This window comes from Pantoea sp. Pa-EAmG (assembly GCF_030024295.1).
Lineage (GTDB): Bacteria > Pseudomonadota > Gammaproteobacteria > Enterobacterales > Enterobacteriaceae > Pantoea > Pantoea dispersa.
Genome location: NZ_JASEWO010000089.1, coordinates 1 through 18,395, shown reverse-complemented (window position 1 = coordinate 18,395; position 18,395 = coordinate 1). Strand labels below are relative to the sequence as shown.

At 57.5% G+C, this 18,395-nt stretch carries 16 protein-coding genes; 6 read left to right on the top strand and 10 right to left on the bottom strand.

Annotated elements, in window-relative coordinates; translation table 11 throughout:
- Positions 1-150: 150 nt before the first annotated feature.
- Positions 151-1,797 carry a malate dehydrogenase (quinone) gene (gene mqo / locus QMM04_RS13145; RefSeq protein WP_282996319.1) on the bottom strand — a complete coding sequence of 549 codons (1,647 nt, stop codon included), beginning with the start codon at positions 1,795-1,797 and terminating at the stop codon, positions 151-153.
- A 367-nt stretch (positions 1,798-2,164) separates the two neighbouring features.
- On the opposite strand from mqo, the gene leuC reads away from it, so the two are divergent.
- The 4 genes from leuC to QMM04_RS13125 are packed head-to-tail and all read left to right on the top strand — an operon-like array spanning position 2,165 to position 6,115.
- On the top strand, positions 2,165-3,586 hold the full coding sequence (gene leuC / locus QMM04_RS13140) for a 3-isopropylmalate dehydratase large subunit (RefSeq protein ID WP_282996320.1): 1,422 nt from the start codon (positions 2,165-2,167) through the stop codon (positions 3,584-3,586).
- A 1-nt stretch (position 3,587) separates the two neighbouring features.
- The gene (gene leuD, locus QMM04_RS13135; RefSeq protein WP_058775054.1) at positions 3,588-4,211 is read left to right on the top strand and encodes a 3-isopropylmalate dehydratase small subunit; all 624 of its coding nucleotides are present in this window, start codon (positions 3,588-3,590) and stop codon (positions 4,209-4,211) included.
- Positions 4,208-5,122 (top strand): alpha/beta hydrolase, encoded by a 915-nt coding sequence (locus tag QMM04_RS13130; protein WP_282996318.1) that lies wholly within the window; start codon positions 4,208-4,210, stop codon positions 5,120-5,122. The genes leuD and QMM04_RS13130 overlap by 4 nt, the downstream gene beginning before the upstream one ends.
- A 30-nt stretch (positions 5,123-5,152) precedes the next feature.
- On the top strand, positions 5,153-6,115 hold the full coding sequence (locus QMM04_RS13125; protein ID WP_282996317.1) for a LysR family transcriptional regulator: 963 nt from the start codon (positions 5,153-5,155) through the stop codon (positions 6,113-6,115).
- Positions 6,116-6,140: 25 nt separating this feature from the next.
- Here the strand turns inward: QMM04_RS13125 and QMM04_RS13120 are convergent, their stop codons facing one another.
- From QMM04_RS13120 to QMM04_RS13100, 5 genes are all read right to left on the bottom strand, one after another.
- The gene (locus QMM04_RS13120; RefSeq protein WP_021509483.1) at positions 6,141-6,446 is read right to left on the bottom strand and encodes a DUF1471 domain-containing protein; all 306 of its coding nucleotides are present in this window, start codon (positions 6,444-6,446) and stop codon (positions 6,141-6,143) included.
- A gap of 295 nt (positions 6,447-6,741) precedes the next feature.
- Positions 6,742-8,610: a low affinity potassium transporter Kup gene (kup, locus tag QMM04_RS13115; protein ID WP_058770127.1), complete on the bottom strand. Its 1,869-nt coding sequence runs from the start codon at positions 8,608-8,610 to the stop codon at positions 6,742-6,744.
- A 590-nt stretch (positions 8,611-9,200) separates the two neighbouring features.
- Positions 9,201-10,001: a MetQ/NlpA family lipoprotein gene (locus QMM04_RS13110; protein ID WP_021509481.1), complete on the bottom strand. Its 801-nt coding sequence runs from the start codon at positions 9,999-10,001 to the stop codon at positions 9,201-9,203.
- A 114-nt stretch (positions 10,002-10,115) separates the two neighbouring features.
- Positions 10,116-10,919, bottom strand: coding sequence for an MBL fold metallo-hydrolase (locus QMM04_RS13105; RefSeq protein WP_282996316.1), 804 nt, complete (start codon positions 10,917-10,919; stop codon positions 10,116-10,118).
- Between the two features lie 48 nt (positions 10,920-10,967).
- Positions 10,968-11,309 (bottom strand): gamma-glutamylcyclotransferase family protein, encoded by a 342-nt coding sequence (locus QMM04_RS13100; RefSeq protein WP_058781439.1) that lies wholly within the window; start codon positions 11,307-11,309, stop codon positions 10,968-10,970.
- Between the two features lie 214 nt (positions 11,310-11,523).
- Between QMM04_RS13100 and QMM04_RS13095 the strand changes: the two genes are divergently transcribed.
- Positions 11,524-12,543, top strand: a complete 1,020-nt coding sequence (locus QMM04_RS13095) for an MBL fold metallo-hydrolase (protein WP_282996315.1) — start codon at positions 11,524-11,526, stop codon at positions 12,541-12,543.
- Positions 12,544-12,585: 42 nt separating this feature from the next.
- On the opposite strand, the gene QMM04_RS13090 is transcribed toward QMM04_RS13095, so the two are convergent.
- Positions 12,586-13,122 (bottom strand): RNA polymerase sigma factor, encoded by a 537-nt coding sequence (locus QMM04_RS13090; protein ID WP_021509476.1) that lies wholly within the window; start codon positions 13,120-13,122, stop codon positions 12,586-12,588.
- A gap of 5 nt (positions 13,123-13,127) precedes the next feature.
- Entirely contained in the window at positions 13,128-13,574 is a 447-nt protein-coding gene (locus QMM04_RS13085; RefSeq protein ID WP_282996314.1) for a hypothetical protein, read from the bottom strand.
- Positions 13,575-13,747: 173 nt separating this feature from the next.
- Here QMM04_RS13085 and QMM04_RS13080 point away from each other — a divergent pair, with 173 nt between their 5' ends.
- Positions 13,748-14,332 (top strand): TetR/AcrR family transcriptional regulator, encoded by a 585-nt coding sequence (locus tag QMM04_RS13080; protein WP_282996313.1) that lies wholly within the window; start codon positions 13,748-13,750, stop codon positions 14,330-14,332.
- Positions 14,333-14,341: 9 nt separating this feature from the next.
- Here the strand turns inward: QMM04_RS13080 and QMM04_RS13075 are convergent, their stop codons facing one another.
- Both QMM04_RS13075 and QMM04_RS13070 read right to left on the bottom strand, forming a co-directional pair.
- A complete protein-coding gene (locus tag QMM04_RS13075) occupies positions 14,342-17,848 on the bottom strand; it encodes a response regulator (protein WP_282996312.1) in 3,507 nt (1,168 codons plus the stop codon).
- The coding region (locus tag QMM04_RS13070) for a response regulator (protein WP_282996311.1) at positions 17,848-18,395 on the bottom strand (548 nt) is incomplete at its 5' end. The genes QMM04_RS13070 and QMM04_RS13075, both read right to left, overlap by 1 nt.

Genomic DNA, 18,395 nt, shown 5'->3' with positions numbered 1-18,395 from the left:
AAGGTGCAGTAATCACAGCGCGTACAAACCGTAGCAGCGCAATTTTATTGCGCAATCTGACACAGCAATCAGCCAATCCTCAGACATAAAAATGCCGGTGGGCGATGGCTCGCGCACCGGCATCGGTTCGATTGACTCAGCGATGGCCTATTACAGCGCCATATCCTGCTTCGCGGACTCTTCGCGCGGTTTGGCCTGCGTAGGTGCCGACTGCTGATCGTCCATGTTAATCACTGGCGGTTTGGTCAGCTGCAGCACGGATGCGGTGTTATCCCATACCTGCTGGGTCAGCGCGGTGTTGCCGTTCAGCTTTTGGCCGAAGCTTGGCACGATAGCGCGGATCTTCTGCTGCCACTCCGGTGACGCGAACTGCTGCGGGAACAGCTTCTGCATCACGTTCAGGGTGATCGGTGCCGCGGTAGATGCACCCGGTGAAGCACCCAGCAGGGCCGCCACGGTTTTCTGCTGATCGGTCACGATTTCGGTACCCAGCTTCAGCACGCCGCCTTTCTCAGCATCTTTCTTGATGATCTGCACACGCTGGCCGGCCTGAATCAGTTTCCAGTCCTCTTTACGCGCGTTCGGGTAGTACTCTTTCAGCGCGGCAAAACGGTCGTCATCGTTCAGCATCACCTGACCAATCAGGTATTTCACCAGGTCAAAGTTATCGATGCCCACGTGCGTCATCGGCATGAAGTTGCTGGTGGTGGTGGCGCTCAGCAGATCGAACAGCGAACCGTTCTTCAGGTATTTGGTCGAGAACGTGGCAAACGGCCCAAACAGCACCACTTTTTTACCGTCGAGGTTACGGGCATCGATGTGCGGTACCGACATTGGCGGTGCGCCTACGGAAGCCTGACCATATACTTTCTGCAGGTGACGGCTGGTGATTTCCGGGTTTTCGGTCATCAGGAACGAACCGCCCACCGGGAAACCGCCGTAGTTATCGGCTTCAGGAATACCGGTTTTTTGCAGCAGCTTGATCGCCGCACCACCCGCGCCGATGAATACGTATTTCGCATCCACTTCACGGTTTGCGCCGCTCTTCACATCTTTGATGGTGACGTGCCAGGAGTTGTCGCTGTTGCGTTTGAAATCGGTGACTTCGGAGGAGGTTTCCAGCTTAAAGTTCTGATCTTTCTGCAGGCTGCCGATCAGCTGACGGGTAATTTCACCGTAGTTCACATCGGTACCCACCGGCGTCCAGGTGGCGGCCACTTTCTGATTCGGATCGCGACCTTCCATTACCAGCGGTGCCCACTGCTCGATCTGCTTGTGATCGGTAGAGAACTTCATGCCCTGGAACAGGGTCGTTTTCTGCAGCGCCGCATAGCGCTTGGTCAGATATTCGACATTTTTGTCGCCCCAGACAAAGCTCATGTGCGGGGTGGAGTTGATGAACGAACGCGGATCGTGCAGCACGCCACGCTGTACCTGGCTGGTCAGGAACTGGCGGGTAATCATGAACGATTCATTGATTTCCAGCGCCTTGCTCACATCGATGGAACCGTCTGCACGCTCTGGCGTGTAGTTCAGCTCCATGTTGGCAGAGTGGCCAGTACCGGCGTTATTCCAGCCGTTGGAGGATTCCAGCGCGACGCCGTCGAGACGCTCAACCATCAGTTGTTTCCAGCCCGGTTGCAGCTCCTGCAGCCAGGTACCGAGCGAGGCGCTCATGATACCGCCGCCAATCAGCAGCACGTCGGTTTTTTCTGGTGCGTTCTCAGCGTGAACCGCTGAAGAGACAAGCAGTGCCGTCAGCGAAAGCGCGGACACAAGTTTTTTGGTCTGAGTCATGCCAGTCCTGTTTATTCTTTGCAGATGAACGTTAAAAATTCGGTTGGCAAATTAAAAGATTGTTACGAAAAGATTAACTTGTTTTTAGTTAATTAACTATTGATGGCAATTAATTAACTTTCATAAAAGCGGGATGGCGAAATAAACGGCAGGAATACAGCAGAAATGCGGGAAAAAGCAACAATATATCCGCTAACGGAGCGCGGTTATTATTTATAACGACGGGCACGACTTAGGTCAAATTAAATCCGCTGCCGCGATGACAAATCATGCACTATCACTGCACGGAGCGTGTTGATGATCTGACGCCGAATGGGTTTACCCTAAGGTCTCTGATGACTTGTTTAACTTTCGCGTGGACATGAGCATGGCGGGCAAAACCCTGTATGAAAAGCTGATCGAACAGCATGTGGTACGTCACCTGGACGATGACGGGCACGTGCTGCTCTATATCGACCGGTCAATCCTCAATGAATACACCAGCCCGCAGGCGTTTAGCGGTCTGCGCGATCGGTCGCGGCGCGTGCGCCATCCGGCCACCATTCTACTCAACGTCGACCACGTGAACCCGACGCGGCCAGTGCGCGATGCGGCGATGACCGACGCTGGCGGTCAGCTGCAGGTCGATTACTTCCGCAAAAATGCGGAGCACTTTGGCATTGAGCTGTTTGACGTGCTCGATCCGCGACAGGGCATTGAACATGTGGTGGCGCACGAGCAGGGGCTGGTGATGCCAGGCATGGTGATTGCCGCCGGCGACAGCCATACCACCACTTACGGGGCGTTTGGCGCGCTGGGGTTTGGCATCGGCACCTCGGAAATCGAGCACCTGCTGGCGACACAGACATTGATTTATCGCACGCTGAAAACCATGCGCGTTGAAGTTACCGGCGAGCTGCCGTTTGGCTGCGCCGCCAAAGACATCGTGCTGGCGTTGATCGAACAGATTGGCGCATCCGGCGCTACGGGATATGCGATTGAGTTTACCGGCAGCGCGATCGATGCGCTGAGCATGGAAGGGCGTATGACGCTGTGTAACATGGCAGTGGAAGCCGGTGCGCGCGGGGCGATTATCGCGCCGGATGACAAGGTCTACGCTTACATTGCCGGCAAACCGCAAATGCCGGTGGGCGAACTGTGGCAGCAGGCGCTGGCCGAGTGGCGCACGTTGCGCAGCGATGATGAGGCGGTATTTGACCGGCAACTGACCATTGATTGCAGCGATCTGGAACCGAAAGTCACCTGGGGCATCAGCCCGGATCAGGCCTGCGCCATCAGCGGCCACGTGCCTAATCCGGCTGACGAACCCGATCTGGTGAAACAGCAGGCGATGAAAAATGCACTGCACTACATGGGGCTGCAAGCCGGCACGCCGCTGGCCGACATTGCCATCACCCACGCGTTTATCGGCTCCTGCACCAACGGGCGCATTGAAGATTTGCGCGCTGCGGCAGCGGTGATTGGTACCCGCAAAATCGCGCCGCACGTGCGCGGCATCATCGTGCCGGGCTCAACCCAGGTGCGGCAGCAGGCGGAGGCGGAAGGACTGGCGGCCATCTTTATCGACGCTGGCTTCGAGTGGCGTCAGTCGGGCTGTTCGATGTGTCTGGCGATGAACGAAGATGTGCTGGCACCGGGCGATCGCTGCGCATCGGGCACCAATCGTAACTTTGCCGGCCGTCAGGGCGCGGGCGCGCGTACTCACTTAATGAGTCCGGCGATGGTCGCCGCCGCTGCGCTGGCGGGCCATCTGGTTGATGTTCGTCACTATCTGCAATCCGGGGTTTAATATGCAAGCTTTCACTACCATCACCGGCAAGCTGGCACCGCTGCCGGCTGCTAACATCGATACCGATGTGATTATGCCCAAGCAGTTTCTCAAAGGCATTGACCGGCAGGGGCTGGACCGCGGCGTGTTCTTTGACCTGCGCTTTCTGGCCGACGGTGCACCAAACCCTGATTTCATCCTCAATCAGCCGGGCTGGCAGAACGCGACGTTTTTGCTGGTCGGCGCCAATTTTGGCTGCGGCTCCAGCCGCGAACATGCGGTGTGGGGGCTGAATCAGCTGGGCATTCGCGCGATTATCGGCACCAGCTTCGCCGGCATTTTTGACGACAACTGCCAGCGTAACGGCGTGCTGACGCTGAGCCTGAGCGAGGCGGATTATCAGCGTCTGAGCGCGGTGGCCGCCGATGCGCAGCGCAACACCATCAGCGTGTCGCTGGAGCAGCAAACCATTCAGTTCGCGGATGAAGTGATTCACTTTACGGTCAGTGCCCTGAAGCGCGAAATGCTGATCGGTGGCGGCAGCGCGGTGGACTGGACGCTGCAATATGAAGCGGATATCAGCCAGTTTGAAGCGCAGCACTTTGCGCAGCGTCCGTGGCTACAGCGCACCAGGGAGCAACCATGAGTAAGATTATCGACCGCGGCCCGTCGCCGTTTATCGCCGGTTTTACCCTGCAGGATGTGACGCTGGATAATGGCGTTACGCTACGCGTGGCCAGCGGCGGCAAGGGCATGCCCTTGCTGATGCTGCACGGCCATCCGCAAAATCATCTGGCCTGGCGTAAAATCGCACCGCAGCTGGCGCAGCAATATCAGGTGATCCTGCCGGATTTGCGCGGCTACGGTGACAGCGACAAGCCCGCCAGTGACGCTGAACATCTGCCGTATGCCAAACGCAGCATGGCGCAGGATATCAGTCAGCTGATCGACGCGCTCGGCCTGCAGCGCGTGGCGTTTGTCGGCCACGATCGCGGCGGGCGCGTCGGGCACCGGCTGGCGCTCGATCACCCGGAGAAAGTCAGCTGCTGCGTGTTTGTCGATATCGCACCGACTGCCACCATGTACGCGCTGACCGATCAGGCGTTCGCCACGCGCTATTTCTGGTGGTTCTTCCTGATTCAGCCACACCCGCTGCCGGAGACCATGATTGGTCACGATCCGGCGTTCTTTTTGCGTAAACACATTGATGGCCAGCTGAAAACGCCGGGTGCGACCGAAGCGGCGGTGTTTGAAGATTATCTGCGCTGCTATCGGGATCCGGCGATGATCCACGCGGTATGTGAAGATTATCGCGCCGCCGCCAGCATCGATTTGCAACACGATGCCGCTGACAGCGACCAGCGCATTGCCTGCCCGCTGTTACTGCTGTGGGGCGAAAAGGGCACGGTCGGTCAGCTGTATGATGTGGTGCACACCTGGCAGGACAAGGCGTTGCAGGTGCAGGGCGAGGCGTTACCGTGCGGCCATTCGCCGCAGGAAGAGGTGCCAGAGCGGTTTCTGCACTCGCTTCAGCGCTTTCTGGGATCTGTGTTATAACCACGTGGCGTTCACTCACCATGTGCTGTTATGAAAATACTGCTTGCCGGAAAAAGTTATCAGAAGCCGTTACAGGGTTGGCCGTCGATTGAAGACCTGTACGTGTTTATCAGCGTGGCGCGGCATGACGGTTTCGGCCGCGCGGCGATTGAGCTGGGTCAGTCACCGTCTTACATCAGTAAACGCATCGCCATTCTGGAAAAACAGCTGGAGACGCGGCTGTTTTTCCGCACTAACCGCGTGATGCGCCTGACGCCGGAAGGTGAAAAAGCGCTGGAGGGCGCGCTGCAGGTAGTGCAGGAAATGGATGGCTTTCTCAATAATTTCCGTCAGTGGCGCGGCGAGCTGACTGGGGAAATTACCGTCGGCTGCTCATTTGGTTTCGGTCAGGACTATTTATCGGATGCGGTTTCGGCATTTATTCACCAGCATCCGTCGCTGAATATTAAACTGATGCTAAGCGATCGGGCATTCGACCTGCTACAGAGCGGCACGGATGTGGAAATCTGCGTTGGCGACGATCTCAATCCTTCCTATATTGCCCGCCGGCTGATTGCTAACCGGCGTATTTTATGTGCCGCGCCGGCGTATTTATCCCGCGCCGGTATGCCAGCCTCGCTGGATGCGTTAATTCATCACAGCTGTCTGATCATTAATGAACGCGATAATTCATTTGGTAACTGGGCATTGACCAATGGCGAGCAGCAGGTGTTGTGTCGCCTGAACAGCCATTACTCTTCCAATAGCGGCAAGGTGATTCTGCATTGGGCGTTGCAGGGGCATGGTATTGCGCTGCGTTCAGCGTGGGATGTGGCGCCGTATCTGGCCACGGGCGAGCTGGTGGCAGTATTACCGCAGTGGTATCAGGAAGCCAATATCTGGGCGGTGTATACGCAACGCGCCGCAGAATCGCAGCGTATTAAAGTTTTTCTCGATTTTCTCGCCGCCTATTTTAATGAAAAAAGCCTGCCGGAAATGAAGGGCAGGCCATAAACAGAAAAACGTGTTAATCCGAGCATCAGCCGTAAGCCACCTTGTCATTAATGTGATACAGCGTGGCGGTGGCCGCCATCACGTGCTGGCCGTCGTGGCCCGGCTCATGTGATTCAACGTCGGTGATGTGATAACCGACGGCTCCGGCCGCCTGGGCTTTTTTCACAATGGCGTCTGTTAACTCTTCCATTGACGTGGCCCAGCTTACTGAGGTGACACCTGCCGGATGGATTGAAGATAATTCGCGGTGCGTCAAATCGGCGCGAATTAAAACCGGTTTAACATTTTGCGGCGTAAAAATGGAAATCACATCGTTAATTAACGCTTTCATGGTCTTACTCCTCAAAAATAACAACAGAGCCGGAAGTGAATTAACCGATCCTGAGATCGTTGTTTATTGGTTTATACATTCCGGCAAAGCGCACGGTGAATCATCATGCCGGTAGGGTTAATAAACACCTGATGAGGTTATGCGTTTTAGCTTTAATTGCTAATCAGATGTTAAGAAAAGTTCCGCCACAACTCCGGTAATGTTTCGCTAATATTTTTTCATCTGCTTACATTTGCCATTAAAAAAAGTCGGTGCGTCATGTGCGGGCAAATCCGGCCATCCGTGGCCCTGCGGCTTAAAACTCGCGCTGGCCGCCCAGTTCGATCACCCGATTGGGCGGAATATGAAATTGTTCATGGGCGCGCAGCGCGTTGCGCTGGCAGAAGTGAAAAATCCCGCCGCGCACCCGCGCCAGACCGCGGCGTTTTTTCATCACCAGCGTATCGTGTGCGGTAAAAAATGACGCTTCATTCACCGTGCAGCCAAAACCTTCCAGTCCGCACAGATGCAGAATCTCGGCCATCGACGGCACTTCACGCCAGCCGTAAGCGGCAGTGACCTGCCAGAACGACGGCGACAATTGCGTAATGCTGATGCGCTGCTGGTTATAGACGCGCGGCGTGTCAGTGGTGCGGATATGCAACAGCACCACGCGGCGATGCAGCACGCGGTTATGCTTGAGGTTGTGCAACAGTGCCTGGGGAATTTCAAACTCCTTGCGTGCGAGGAAAATGGCGGTACCTTCGACGCGGTTCGGCGGATTGCTCTCCAGCGATTTCACCAGCGCCAGCAAACCGTCCTGATCGTTATTTAAACGGCGAATCAGGCGGTTACGCTCGCTGCTCCAGATCAGCATCAATCCCATCATGGTCAGCGCCAGCAGCACCGGTACCCAGCCGCCAGACAGCAGTTTCATCAGGTTGGCGATGAACAGCGGCACGTCAACCACCAGCATACACAGCAGGAACAACAGCGCCAGCGGCAGCGGCCAGCGCCAGTTACGCAGCGCCACCACGCCCGCCAGACAGGCCGTGATCACCATGGTGCCGGTCACCACGATGCCGTACGCCGAGGACAACGCCGACGACTGACGGAAAGCCAGCACAATCAGCATCACGGCGGTGAACAGCAGCCAGTTCACCACCGGAATGTAAATCTGCCCGGACTCGGTATGCGAGGTAAAAATGATGCGCATCGGCGGTAAAAAGCCCTGGCGAATGGCCTGATGCGTCAGGGTATAGACGCCGGAAATCACCGCCTGCGCCGCGATGACCGTGGCCAGCGTTGACAGCACAATCAGTGGAATCTGCGCCCAGCCGGGAGCCAGATTAAAGAACGGATTGTTCAGCGCCTGCGCATCGGCGATCACCAGCGCGCCCTGGCCGAAGTAATTCAGTATCAGCGCCGGCATGGCAATCACCAGCCAGGCGAGACGAATCGGCGCTTTGCCCAGGTGGCCCATGTCGGCATACAGCGCTTCCGCGCCGGTCACCGCCAGCACCACCATGCCCATCGCCGCGAGCGAGAGCGCCTTGTGGCTGAGCAGGAAGGTCAGCGCATAGGACGGACTGAGCGCGTGCAGCACTTCCGGGTTGAGCAGAATACCGCGTATGCCAAGTGCGCCGATGGCCACAAACCAGACAAACATCACCGGGCCAAACACCCGGCTGACCTTTTCCGTGCCGTGTTTCTGAATAATGAACAGCAGCGCGAGAATGGTGAGCGCCAGCGGCACCACATATTTTTCCAGCCCGGGCGAGACCACCTGAATCCCTTCGATGGCCGACAGCACCGAGATGGCTGGAGTGATCACGCCATCACCATAGAAAAATGCGCCGCCAATCAGACCGGCCAGCACGATGATATGACCGGCTTTGCGGCCAACGTTGCGGCGAGCCAGTGACATCAGGGTGAGAATACCGCCTTCGCCGTCGTGGTCGGCGCGCATCACGAAGCAGACATATTTCAACGTGACGATGAGCGTCAGCGCCCAGAAGATCAGCGACAGAAAGCCCATCACCGCCAGCGCCGACGGCGCGCCGTCCGGCAAAATCGACAGGCATTCTTTCAGTGTATACAGCGGGCTGGTACCGATATCACCAAACACGATGCCGGCGGCGGCCAGCATGCCAGCAGGCAGAGACTGTTTCTCTGATTGACTCATACATTTCCTGTTTTTTCAGGGAGAAAGGGCGAGCGCCATCAACCGCACTGGCGTGTCGCAATCACCCACTTTTATGCTGGCGAAGATAGCGTTTCAGCGGCGTAATCGGTAGGGGTTGGCGTTTTTTTGTACGCGATTTTTATACCAATCGACCAAATTTTTACGCCATTTTTACACCGCTGCGGCTTTTTCAACCTGAAGTGTAGACGATTCAGACAGCAGCAGAAGCGGACTGGCTGGCAGAAAATGGGATGGGGGAGCGCAGATAGCGAGATGATTAAAAATGCAGGAAATAGCGATGCTAAGACTTTGTACCAAAAATTATATCCGTATCCTCCGACCGCACAATATGTAGCGGCGCGATTTATCGCGCTAAGTTAAACCCTTCACAGTTGCCGGAATGCGCAATGAATTGCGCCGCTACGATCCGTGCGGCATTGTATTTCGGCACCACCATCCTGCACACATAGTAGCGGCGCGATTTATCGCGCGTTTTAAATGACCGCACCGCTGTAGGTAGCGCAATAAATTGCGCCGCTACGATGGGTGCGGTAATCCTGTTCCTGCCTGCATCAACAGGCAGGTAATCCTTACCAACCCTTAATAATATCGCCTTTATAAATCTCGTTGGCTTTATCCAGCACCGGCTGGGACTGGAACGCTTCTTTCAGCTTCTGCACGTTCGGGCTGTCTTTATTATCTTCGCGCGCCACAATCGCATTCACATATGGCGACGCTTTGCCTTCCATAAACATCCCGTCACGCGAGGCGGATAAATTGACCAGCGCGGCAAAGTTATTATTAATGATCGACAGATAAACCTGCGGATCGTCCAGCGTGCGCGCCAGCTGCGGCGTATCCACTTCCACAATCTTCAGCTTTTTCGGGTTGTCGGTAATATCCAGCGTGGTCGGCAGCAGACCGGCTTCGGGTTTCACCTTCAGCAGGCCCTGCGCCTGCAACAGCAGCAGGCTACGCCCCAGAGTGGTCGCTTCGTTAGACACGGTCACGGTAGCGCCATCCGGCAGATCCTGCAGTGATTTAATTTTGCGTGAATAACCGGCAATCGGAAACACAAAGGTATTGGTCACGACGGCAAATTTATACCCGCGCTCTTTGGACTGCATCTCCAGATAAGGCAGGCTCTGGAACGCATTGGCGTCCACATCTTTATTGAACAGCGCTTCGTTCGGCTGTACGTAATCGTTAAACGCCACTACATCGACATCGAGCTGATATTTATCGTGTGCCACCTGCTTCACGGTCTGCCACAGCGCCTCATCCGGTCCGGTATTGATCGCCACTTTGATTTTGTTGTCGTTGTGGTTGTCACAGGCGCTGAGCAGGGTGACAGAGGCCGCCAGCAGGGCGGTAAGCCATGTTTTTTTCATTGTTTGCAGGTTTCCTTATGTTTGCAGGAAACCGACTATAGTATACGTCCAGACGTCTGTACATCCGTGCGCGGTGCGATCGCCTGGTATTTATCCAGCGCGGCTGTGTAAGCGCTACGGCTGTGGATGTTGCAGACAGGCCAGATAGCGACGACCCGACTGCTGTACTGCCTCATCGGCACGCGCGAGAATTTCGCGGCCGGCAAACGCGCCGTACAGGCGCATAAACTTCACGCCCTGCAACCGCTGCAGCATGGCTGTCACCGTGGCGCCGGCCAGCGGTAGCATATTGGGATAGCTCCACATAAACGAAACCGCACTGGCACCGGGCGTTACCTGCAAAATATCGCCGCTCAGCAGCATGCCGCCGTCGTGTGCCCAGTGCAGCACCGTGCCGCCGGCAAAGTGGCCGCCCAGACGTAACAGCCGCACGCCCGGCAGCAGATCACAGCTGTCGCCGTGCCAGGGCTGCAGACGGGGCGATGCACGCATAATCCACTCGCTGTCGCTGGCGTGCAGATACACCGGCGCGTCGAAGGCGTCGGCCCAGTCCTGCATGGTGCTGTAATAGTGGGGATGGGAGATGGCGATGGCGTGCAGGCCGCCGAGCGCACGCAGCAGCGTGACGGTGGCGTCATCCAGATGGGCGATGCAATCCCACAGGATATTGCCGTGCGGCGTTTGCAGCACAATGGCGCGCTGGTTAATGGCAAAATCCGGTACGGTTTGCAGGCTGAGCAGCCCGGGCTCCAGCTGTTGCCACTGGTTTTGATGCGAGGCGCGCAGCGCAGACTGATCGATCCACTGCTGCCCGCCGGGCGGCACAAACTGGCGTTCATCCTGACAAATGCGACACTGCGTAAGGGCAGGTTGCTGCTGCTGATAAGACGTGCCGCAGGCGGTACAAATGGTGATCATGGCTTCTCCTCACAGTCCGGTGAGGATCAGTGTAGGCAAGGTGCGAGGTTAGCGCGCGGTGTCCTGCTGTGGCTGCAGCTGATAAATCCACGCCGTCCGCTGCTGGCCGTCGGACGTAGTGACCTCGACCGGCACCCGATCGTAGCCATCTTCAAACTCATCCAGCATCGGCCAGTGCAGCGCCAGCCGGTCCGAGATGAACAGATAACCCGGCACGCGCGCGCCGTGCTCATCCAGTACGATGCCGGGAAAATCGGCGGCCGCGCCCCAGCCGTTAGCATAGTAAGTGCCGGCGACCGTCCCTGCCAGCCACTCACCGCCGATGTTTTCCAGAATATGCGCATTGCACTGGCCCGGCTGCAGCGTGCCGTAAACGAAAAGCGTGTTCATTTTCCCTCGTAAAATCATGCAAAAGCGCTACTTTACCTGCCTGCTGCCGCCCTGTCATCCGCCAGGGAAAGGCCACACCGGCAGCGAAATTCTGCGTTACCGGTTGTGAGATGGCTCGTAATGTGAGGACGCGCGCGGCATAAAACGGTTAACGTAGCCGCAGATGTTTACCGCTGCTGCCAGCCAGCTTTCTCATTTTCGAGGTATCCGCGCTATGTTGAAGGGTTCCAGCCTCTGCCGGGGTGCAATCAGGGAGTATCCGCACTCCGCCCAGTTTGATGGCAAAAAGTTTCGCAATGTCCAGCCGCGTCAGTCGCTGAGCTTTGGCGACTACCGCAAAATGCTGTGGGATTTCCTGTTCAATAAACCGAAAGATACCCAGCCGCCGGCCGCGCTGCCGGTGCAGCCCATCACGGCCGCCGCGCTGGCACAGGCCGCGCCCAACAGCGTCTTTCGCCTCGGCCACTCTTCGCTGTTGCTGAAGATCAATGGCCAGTTCTGGCTGACCGATCCGGTGTTCGCCGAGCGCGCGTCGCCCTTTAAGCGACTGGGACCAAAGCGCTTTCAGCCAGCGCCAATTGCCGTGGCCGATCTGCCGCCGATCGAAGGCATTATTTTGTCGCACGACCATTACGATCATCTCGATTACCACACCATCATGCAGCTGAAAGATCGGGTGAAGCACTTTCTCACGCCGCTCGGCGTCGGCGATTTGCTGATTAAGTGGGGTGTTGCGCCGGAGAAAGTCATCCAGCTCGACTGGTGGCAGTCGCGGGATATCGGCGGCATCCATTTTGTCGCGACGCCGTCGCAGCACTTTTCCGGCCGTGGCCTGTTCGACAGCAACAAACGGTTGTGGTGTTCGTGGACGCTGATTTCTGACCAGTTCCGCCTGTTTTTTGGCGGTGACTCCGGTTACTTCGACGGTTTCAAAGCGATTGGCCGGAAATACGGCCCGTTTGATGCGGCGTTTCTGGAAAATGGCGCTTACGATAAGCGCTGGGCCGACATTCATATGCTGCCGCAGGACACGTTGCGCGCGTTTCAGGACCTCAACGCGCGCTGGCTGTTTCCGATTCACAACGCGGCTTTTGATTTAGCTTTTCACCGCTGGGACGATCCGTTTATCCAAATCGTCCAGGTGGCGGCGGAGCATCAGGTTGCACTGTGTCTGCCGATGCTGGGCGAGGGCATTGATCTGTTACAGCCGCAGCCCACCGCGGCCTGGTGGTAAAGCACGCAACCCGATGGCCGTTTGGCTATCGGGTTACGCAGGTCAGGCCGTGAGTTCGTCGTACAGGCTGCGCAGCCGGGTGCGCAGAAACAGAACCGCTTTATGTTTGCGCGACAGCAGCGCCTGCACGCTGTCGCCGCTTTCGGCGGCCAGATCCTGATAGCTGAAGCCGAGCAGCTCGGTCTTTTCAAATACCTCGCGCTGCGCAGCAGGCAGTTCCGCGAGCGCATCGTCCAGCTCTTCCCATAGCAGCGTTTTCAGATACTCATCCTCCGGCGTCTGCGCCACGCCAAACAGCGTTTCGGCAATTTCATCCTCGGGAAAGTCTTCGTCCCCGGCGGCGTTAAACAGCGAGAGCTCGCGTTTTTTTCGTGACCGATCGGTTATCTCGTTGCGCGCGGCGCGAAACAGCCAGGCGCTGACGTTCTCCACCGGCTGTTCCACCTGCAGCAGTTTCCAGCTGATCTCCTGCAGGATATCTTCGGCCTCATCGTGCCGCTCGCTGCGGCCGCGAATAAAGGCGCTGAGCTTAGTGCGGCAGGCGCCGAGGGCCGCCAGCAGCCGCGAATCCTGCGCCATGCCGTTTACTCTGCATCCGGGGATTTGGCGGGCGCATCGTCCGCGGGCGGGCGCGGATCGTCACGCTGGCTGCGGCGATCGTGCCAGTCACAGCGTCCGCCATGATGACCACGGCCGCCAAACCGCTCGCGCCGCTGCTGCATAAAGGCTTCGCGCTGCTCCGGCGTCATCTGCATCCAGCGTTCATGCATGCGGCGACGCGCTATGCCAAACATACCGGGATGGAAGCCCAGCCCGCCAAACAGGATGCGACACAGCACCAGCAGTCCCAGCGCCTGCCAGAAGCCGATACTTTTTACGCCGGTCAGTTCCGGCAGCAGCGCATTCCACAGCGACATCACCAGCAGGCCAAGGGCAGCAAACAGCACCACGCCGAGCAGCAGCGGTTTCGCCATGCGGTGATGACCAAAGCGGTGACCACGGGGATGCTGATGCCTGTCAAAATCTCTCATTGGGGTTCCTCATTACGGTAATAAACAGGGTTGGTGATGAGGTAGACGAATCAGCGATGAAAATATTGCTGAAAAAATGAAAAAAGTGCGCGCTGCCCGTCAGGCCGCTGGCTTGACTTCTTCCCTGCCTGCCAGTAGGTTGACCGATCTCTGTTGTTCTACCGGATTGCGTTATGACTGCCCGTTCCTCTAAAGCCCGCGAAATCATGGCCTGCACCCGCCAGTTGCTCACCGCCGGCGGCTATAAAAGCTTTAGCTATGCCGATATTGCCGCACAGGTGGATATCCGTAAGGCCAGCATTCACCACCATTTTCCCGGCAAAGCCGATTTGGTGAAAGCGGTGGTGGTGGAATATCGTGCTGAGGCGCAGGCGGGCATGCAGGCGATGGATGAACAGATCAACGATCCGCTGAACGAAGTGAAGGCCTACGTCGATTACTGGGCGCACTGCATTAAAGAGGGAACTTCGCCTTTCTGCATCTGCGCGATGCTGGCGGCGGAAATGCCCACGCTGCCGCCGGATGTCGCCACGGAAGTCAGCGGCCACTTCAGCGATCTCTCCGGCTGGTTAGCGCGCCAGCTGAGCAAAGGCGCCGCCAGCGGCGTTTTCCAGCTCAGCGACAGCGCTGAAAACGAAGCCAAAACGCTGATGGCCAGCGTGCACGGCGCGATGCTGGCGGCGCGGGCATTTAATAACGCCGGGATGTTTGAGCAGATCACTCATCCGCTGCTGCATAAGCTGATCAAAACCGCCTGACGACGAGCCTCAGTGCGCGCCAGCCTGGGCGGGTGTGGTTTGCTGACGCAACGAGGCTTCCATCCTGTCCACCAGCGTTAGCGCTTCCCGCAAATGCAGCAGGATAATTTCCCGGTCTTCCTGCATTTCCGCCAGCTCTTCCAGCATTTCGCACTGCTCCGTCAGCTGACGGATGCCGGTGACGCGCAGCGATCCGGTGATGCGATGAAACAGGCTGGCGGCAGTGGCGAGATCGCCGCTTTGTACCACGTCAATCGCCTGCGTCAGATCGGTGCGTGCTTCATTAATCACGATCTCGAGAAAATCCGCGATCGCGCCGGGGCTGTTGGGCATATATTTCTCGATTTCGGCAATATCCACCCAGTCAGAAAAATCATCACCGACCGACAGCGTGCTGGCGCTGTGAATCTGGCTCAGAATCGTGGTTAACTGCGCCAGCTTAACCGGTCGGAACACGCACTCGTTCATGCCCGCTTCGAGGCAGCGCTGGCGCTCGGACTGCTGCGCGTTGGCGGTGATACCGATGATGTAGGTGTGTTTATCTTCCCGGCGGATGTTGCGCGTCATGTCCAGACCGTTCATCACCGGCATATTGCAATCGGTAATGATCACATCCGGCTTCTGCTGCCGCCACTGCGCCAGGCCTTCTTCACCGTTGTTCGCTTCGCGGAAACTATGACCTAACAGCGTCAGCTGACGCGAAATCAGCAGGCGGTTGGCCGGATGATCGTCAATGATCAGCACATTCAGCGCGACCTGCGGCGCAGCGGGCAACGGTTCCGCGACCGGAGACGGCAGCGGGGTAGCGATATCACGCACGCTGACCGGCACGGCGACGTTGAGCACGGTGCCGACGCCGGGTTCGCTCTCCAGAGAAATGCTGCCGCCCATCAGGCGGGTGATCTCCTGGCAGATAAACAGGCCCAGCCCGGTGCCGGCGTTATCCGACAGGCCGGCCTGTTCGAACGGGCGGAACAGCGCATTTTGCGCTGCTTTATCGATGCCGCGTCCGGTATCGGCTACCTGAATCCGCAGCTCGGTATGACTTTCCAGCGGCGTCAGACCCACCGTCACCTTCACTTCACCCTGATCGGTGAACTTAACGGCGTTACCCACCAGGTTAGACAGCACCTGGCGTACGCGACTGGCATCGCAAAACAGATCGTCATCGCCGACCGGCAGCATCAGGTTCAGGTTGATGCCTTTTTGCCGCGCCAGGCCGTCGAAGGCACAGATCACCGGACGCACCAGCGCATGCAGGCTGACCCACTGCGGCTGCAGCGTCATGCGTCCCGACTCAATTTTCGCCATATCGAGAATGTCGCCAACGATATCCATCAGGCTGACCGCCGCTTCGTGCGCCACGCGAATCAGTTCGGTATCGGCGCGGCCTTCCTGCGTCTGCAGTTCCAGCAGGCCAATCACCGCACTGAGCGGCGTGCGAATTTCATGGCTCATGGTGGCGAGGAAGTCGCTTTTGCTCTGGCTGGCCAGCTCGGTGGCTTCGCGCGCCAGCGAAAGATCTTCCAGCAATTGCAGGTAGTCAGTGACGTCCTGCCAGCCGCAAATCAGCCCGCCGCTGCCGACTTCATCGCCGGTGTACGAGGTCATCCAGTGACGGATATGGCGCTTCTGCCGCCCGTCATCAATAACAAATTCCGCCTCTTCCGGAATGTCGCCGGGCTGGATGTTTTTGTCGATCTGCTGCCACACGTGATAGAGCGGATGGCGACAGTCATACAGCGAATAGCCCAGATGGGTTTGTTCTTCCGGGGTGAAAAACTGGGTAAACGCCGGATTGGTGTGCACAATCATCCCATCCAGCGAGGCGACATAAAACGGCCGCGGCGGACCATTGATCAGGCGATCGCGCAGCTGAATTTCCTGGCGCAGCAGCGCTTTGGTGCGGCGCGTCCGTTTGACCTGCCGCATCAGCAACACTGCCCAGACAAAGGTGACGGCGATGATGGTGGCTGCGCCCAGCGCGCCGACATAAAACTCTTTGCGGTACAGCTTCCAGGTGTCGAAATGCGCGGCGGGCGTGGCCTGCCAGTGGGTTAATACATCGGTCATCATGCCAGCCGGAATGGCGGCTAGCGCTTTGTTCATGATGTCCTGCAGTTCCGGCTCGCTGCGGCTGATGCCAAAGGCGATAGCCGCTTCCTGTGCCGGTTTCAGCTCGGTTAAACGCAGTTTGCCGGGATACAGACCTTCGGAGAGATAGCGTGCGCCCACCAGCGTATTAATGGTGGCGTCGGTTTGCCCATCCGCCACCCACTGCATCGCCAGGCTGGGATTGCCAACATAATCGACTGACACATCAGGATATTTTTTCAGGAACCAGTGGGAGGCATCCTGCTCGCGCACCAGCGCGGCGCGTTTTGGCGGCCCATCCTGAGCGGCCGTGTTGGTCACCAGCACTTCCGGCGTGAACATAAACGGTGTGGTCATCAGAAAGTCACGGCTGCGCTGCTGGCTCCAGATCAGCGGTGCGGCAATCGTGATATCGCCGCGTTTCATCCGCGCGGTCAGATCGCGACTGTCGCTGATCTCAACAAAGTTGAAGCTCAGTCCGGTGCGCATTTCAATCAGATTGAGCAACTCCGGCACGATGCCGGTGATTTCGCCCTGCGCGTTTTTAATAAAGAATGGTGCGACCAGGTCCGTGACCGCCATATTGATTTGGCTATGCGTCTGTAGCCAGGCCTGCTCGGTGGGCGTCAGTGCCAGCGGCGTGGTGACGAAGCGCGTGATGTTGGCGATATCCCAGCGTGCGGCGATGATCTCACCGGCCGCGTGGCGCTGCAGCGCGTCAAAGGCAATACGCATCGCCCGCGCCAGTACGTGTTCTTTGCTGTTGACCACAAAGCGATACGGCGAGCTGAGATCGGGCAGAATGTGATCGATGGTCAGCGTATTCAGATAGTTGCGTTCAATCAGGTAATAGGCTTCCACCGCCGGCACATCGGCATAAGGCAGGGTGCCCATCGCGACCTGCGGCAGCTGGCTGTAGGGAGAGGTTATCGCCGGGCCGGGTAAAAACTCCTGACCGGCCAGCGGGTTACTGCTGCTGCGTACCACCCGAACCGGGCTGGCTTTCAGCGCGGTTACGCTGATGGTGTCGTTAACATGCGCCGGCACCGCTTCACCGGCCGGCACAAATATCATATCCAGCTCTTCGCGCGCCAGCGCGGCAAAGGCTTCGGGCGCGGTGTCATAATGTTTGACGCGAAAACTGATACCCAGGCTGTGCAGCGCAGCGTAAGCCGCATCGGGAATGTAGCCAAACACTCTGCCCTCAGGATTGGTGCGCAGCATCGGTGGCCGATCCGGCCCATAGATGCCAATCACGCTGTCGCGCTTTTGCCCCAGCCAGTGCCAGTCGGCGTCATTGAGCATCGGCGCGGGCATCGCCGGCAAATCGTTGGGCTGATAGTTAAGCTGCTGCACCGCCGCGCGAAGTGGGGCGACAAGCAGCAGCGCGCAGCACAGCGCGCACAGGGAAAAAAGTCGCATCAGTTAATCTGGTTCCGGCGGGTGAAATCGAGTAAATCCTTTTGATTTTTCAGCGATAACTTTTCCATTAGTCTGGCTTTATAGGTACTGACCGTTTTATTGCTGAGCTTCATGCGGTTGGCAATTTTGACAATCTCGGTGCCTTCACCGAGGTAGCGCAGCACTTCATATTCGCGATGCGACAGCAGCAGCAATTTGTCGCTGTCCTGCACCAGTTGATCGCCCTCCGCCTGGTGACTCAGGCGCAGCGGGAAAAAACCATAGCCGGAAAGCACCGCGTCAACGGCTTGTGCCAGGTCGTTCAGATTGTTCTTTTTACTGATAAAACCATTGGCACCTGCTTTTTTACTCTTATAGGCGTAAAATTCCGCGTTTTTCCCGCTCATCACAATCACCGGAATTAATGAGCCCGCGGTGCGAAGATTCCTGACCGCTTCAATACCGCCAATGCCGGGCAGATCAATATCAATAATTGCCGCATCGGCACCATACTCTTTGATGCCCGCGTTGGGTTTGACGTCTCCGCTTTTGCCGCGCTTGCCGGAAC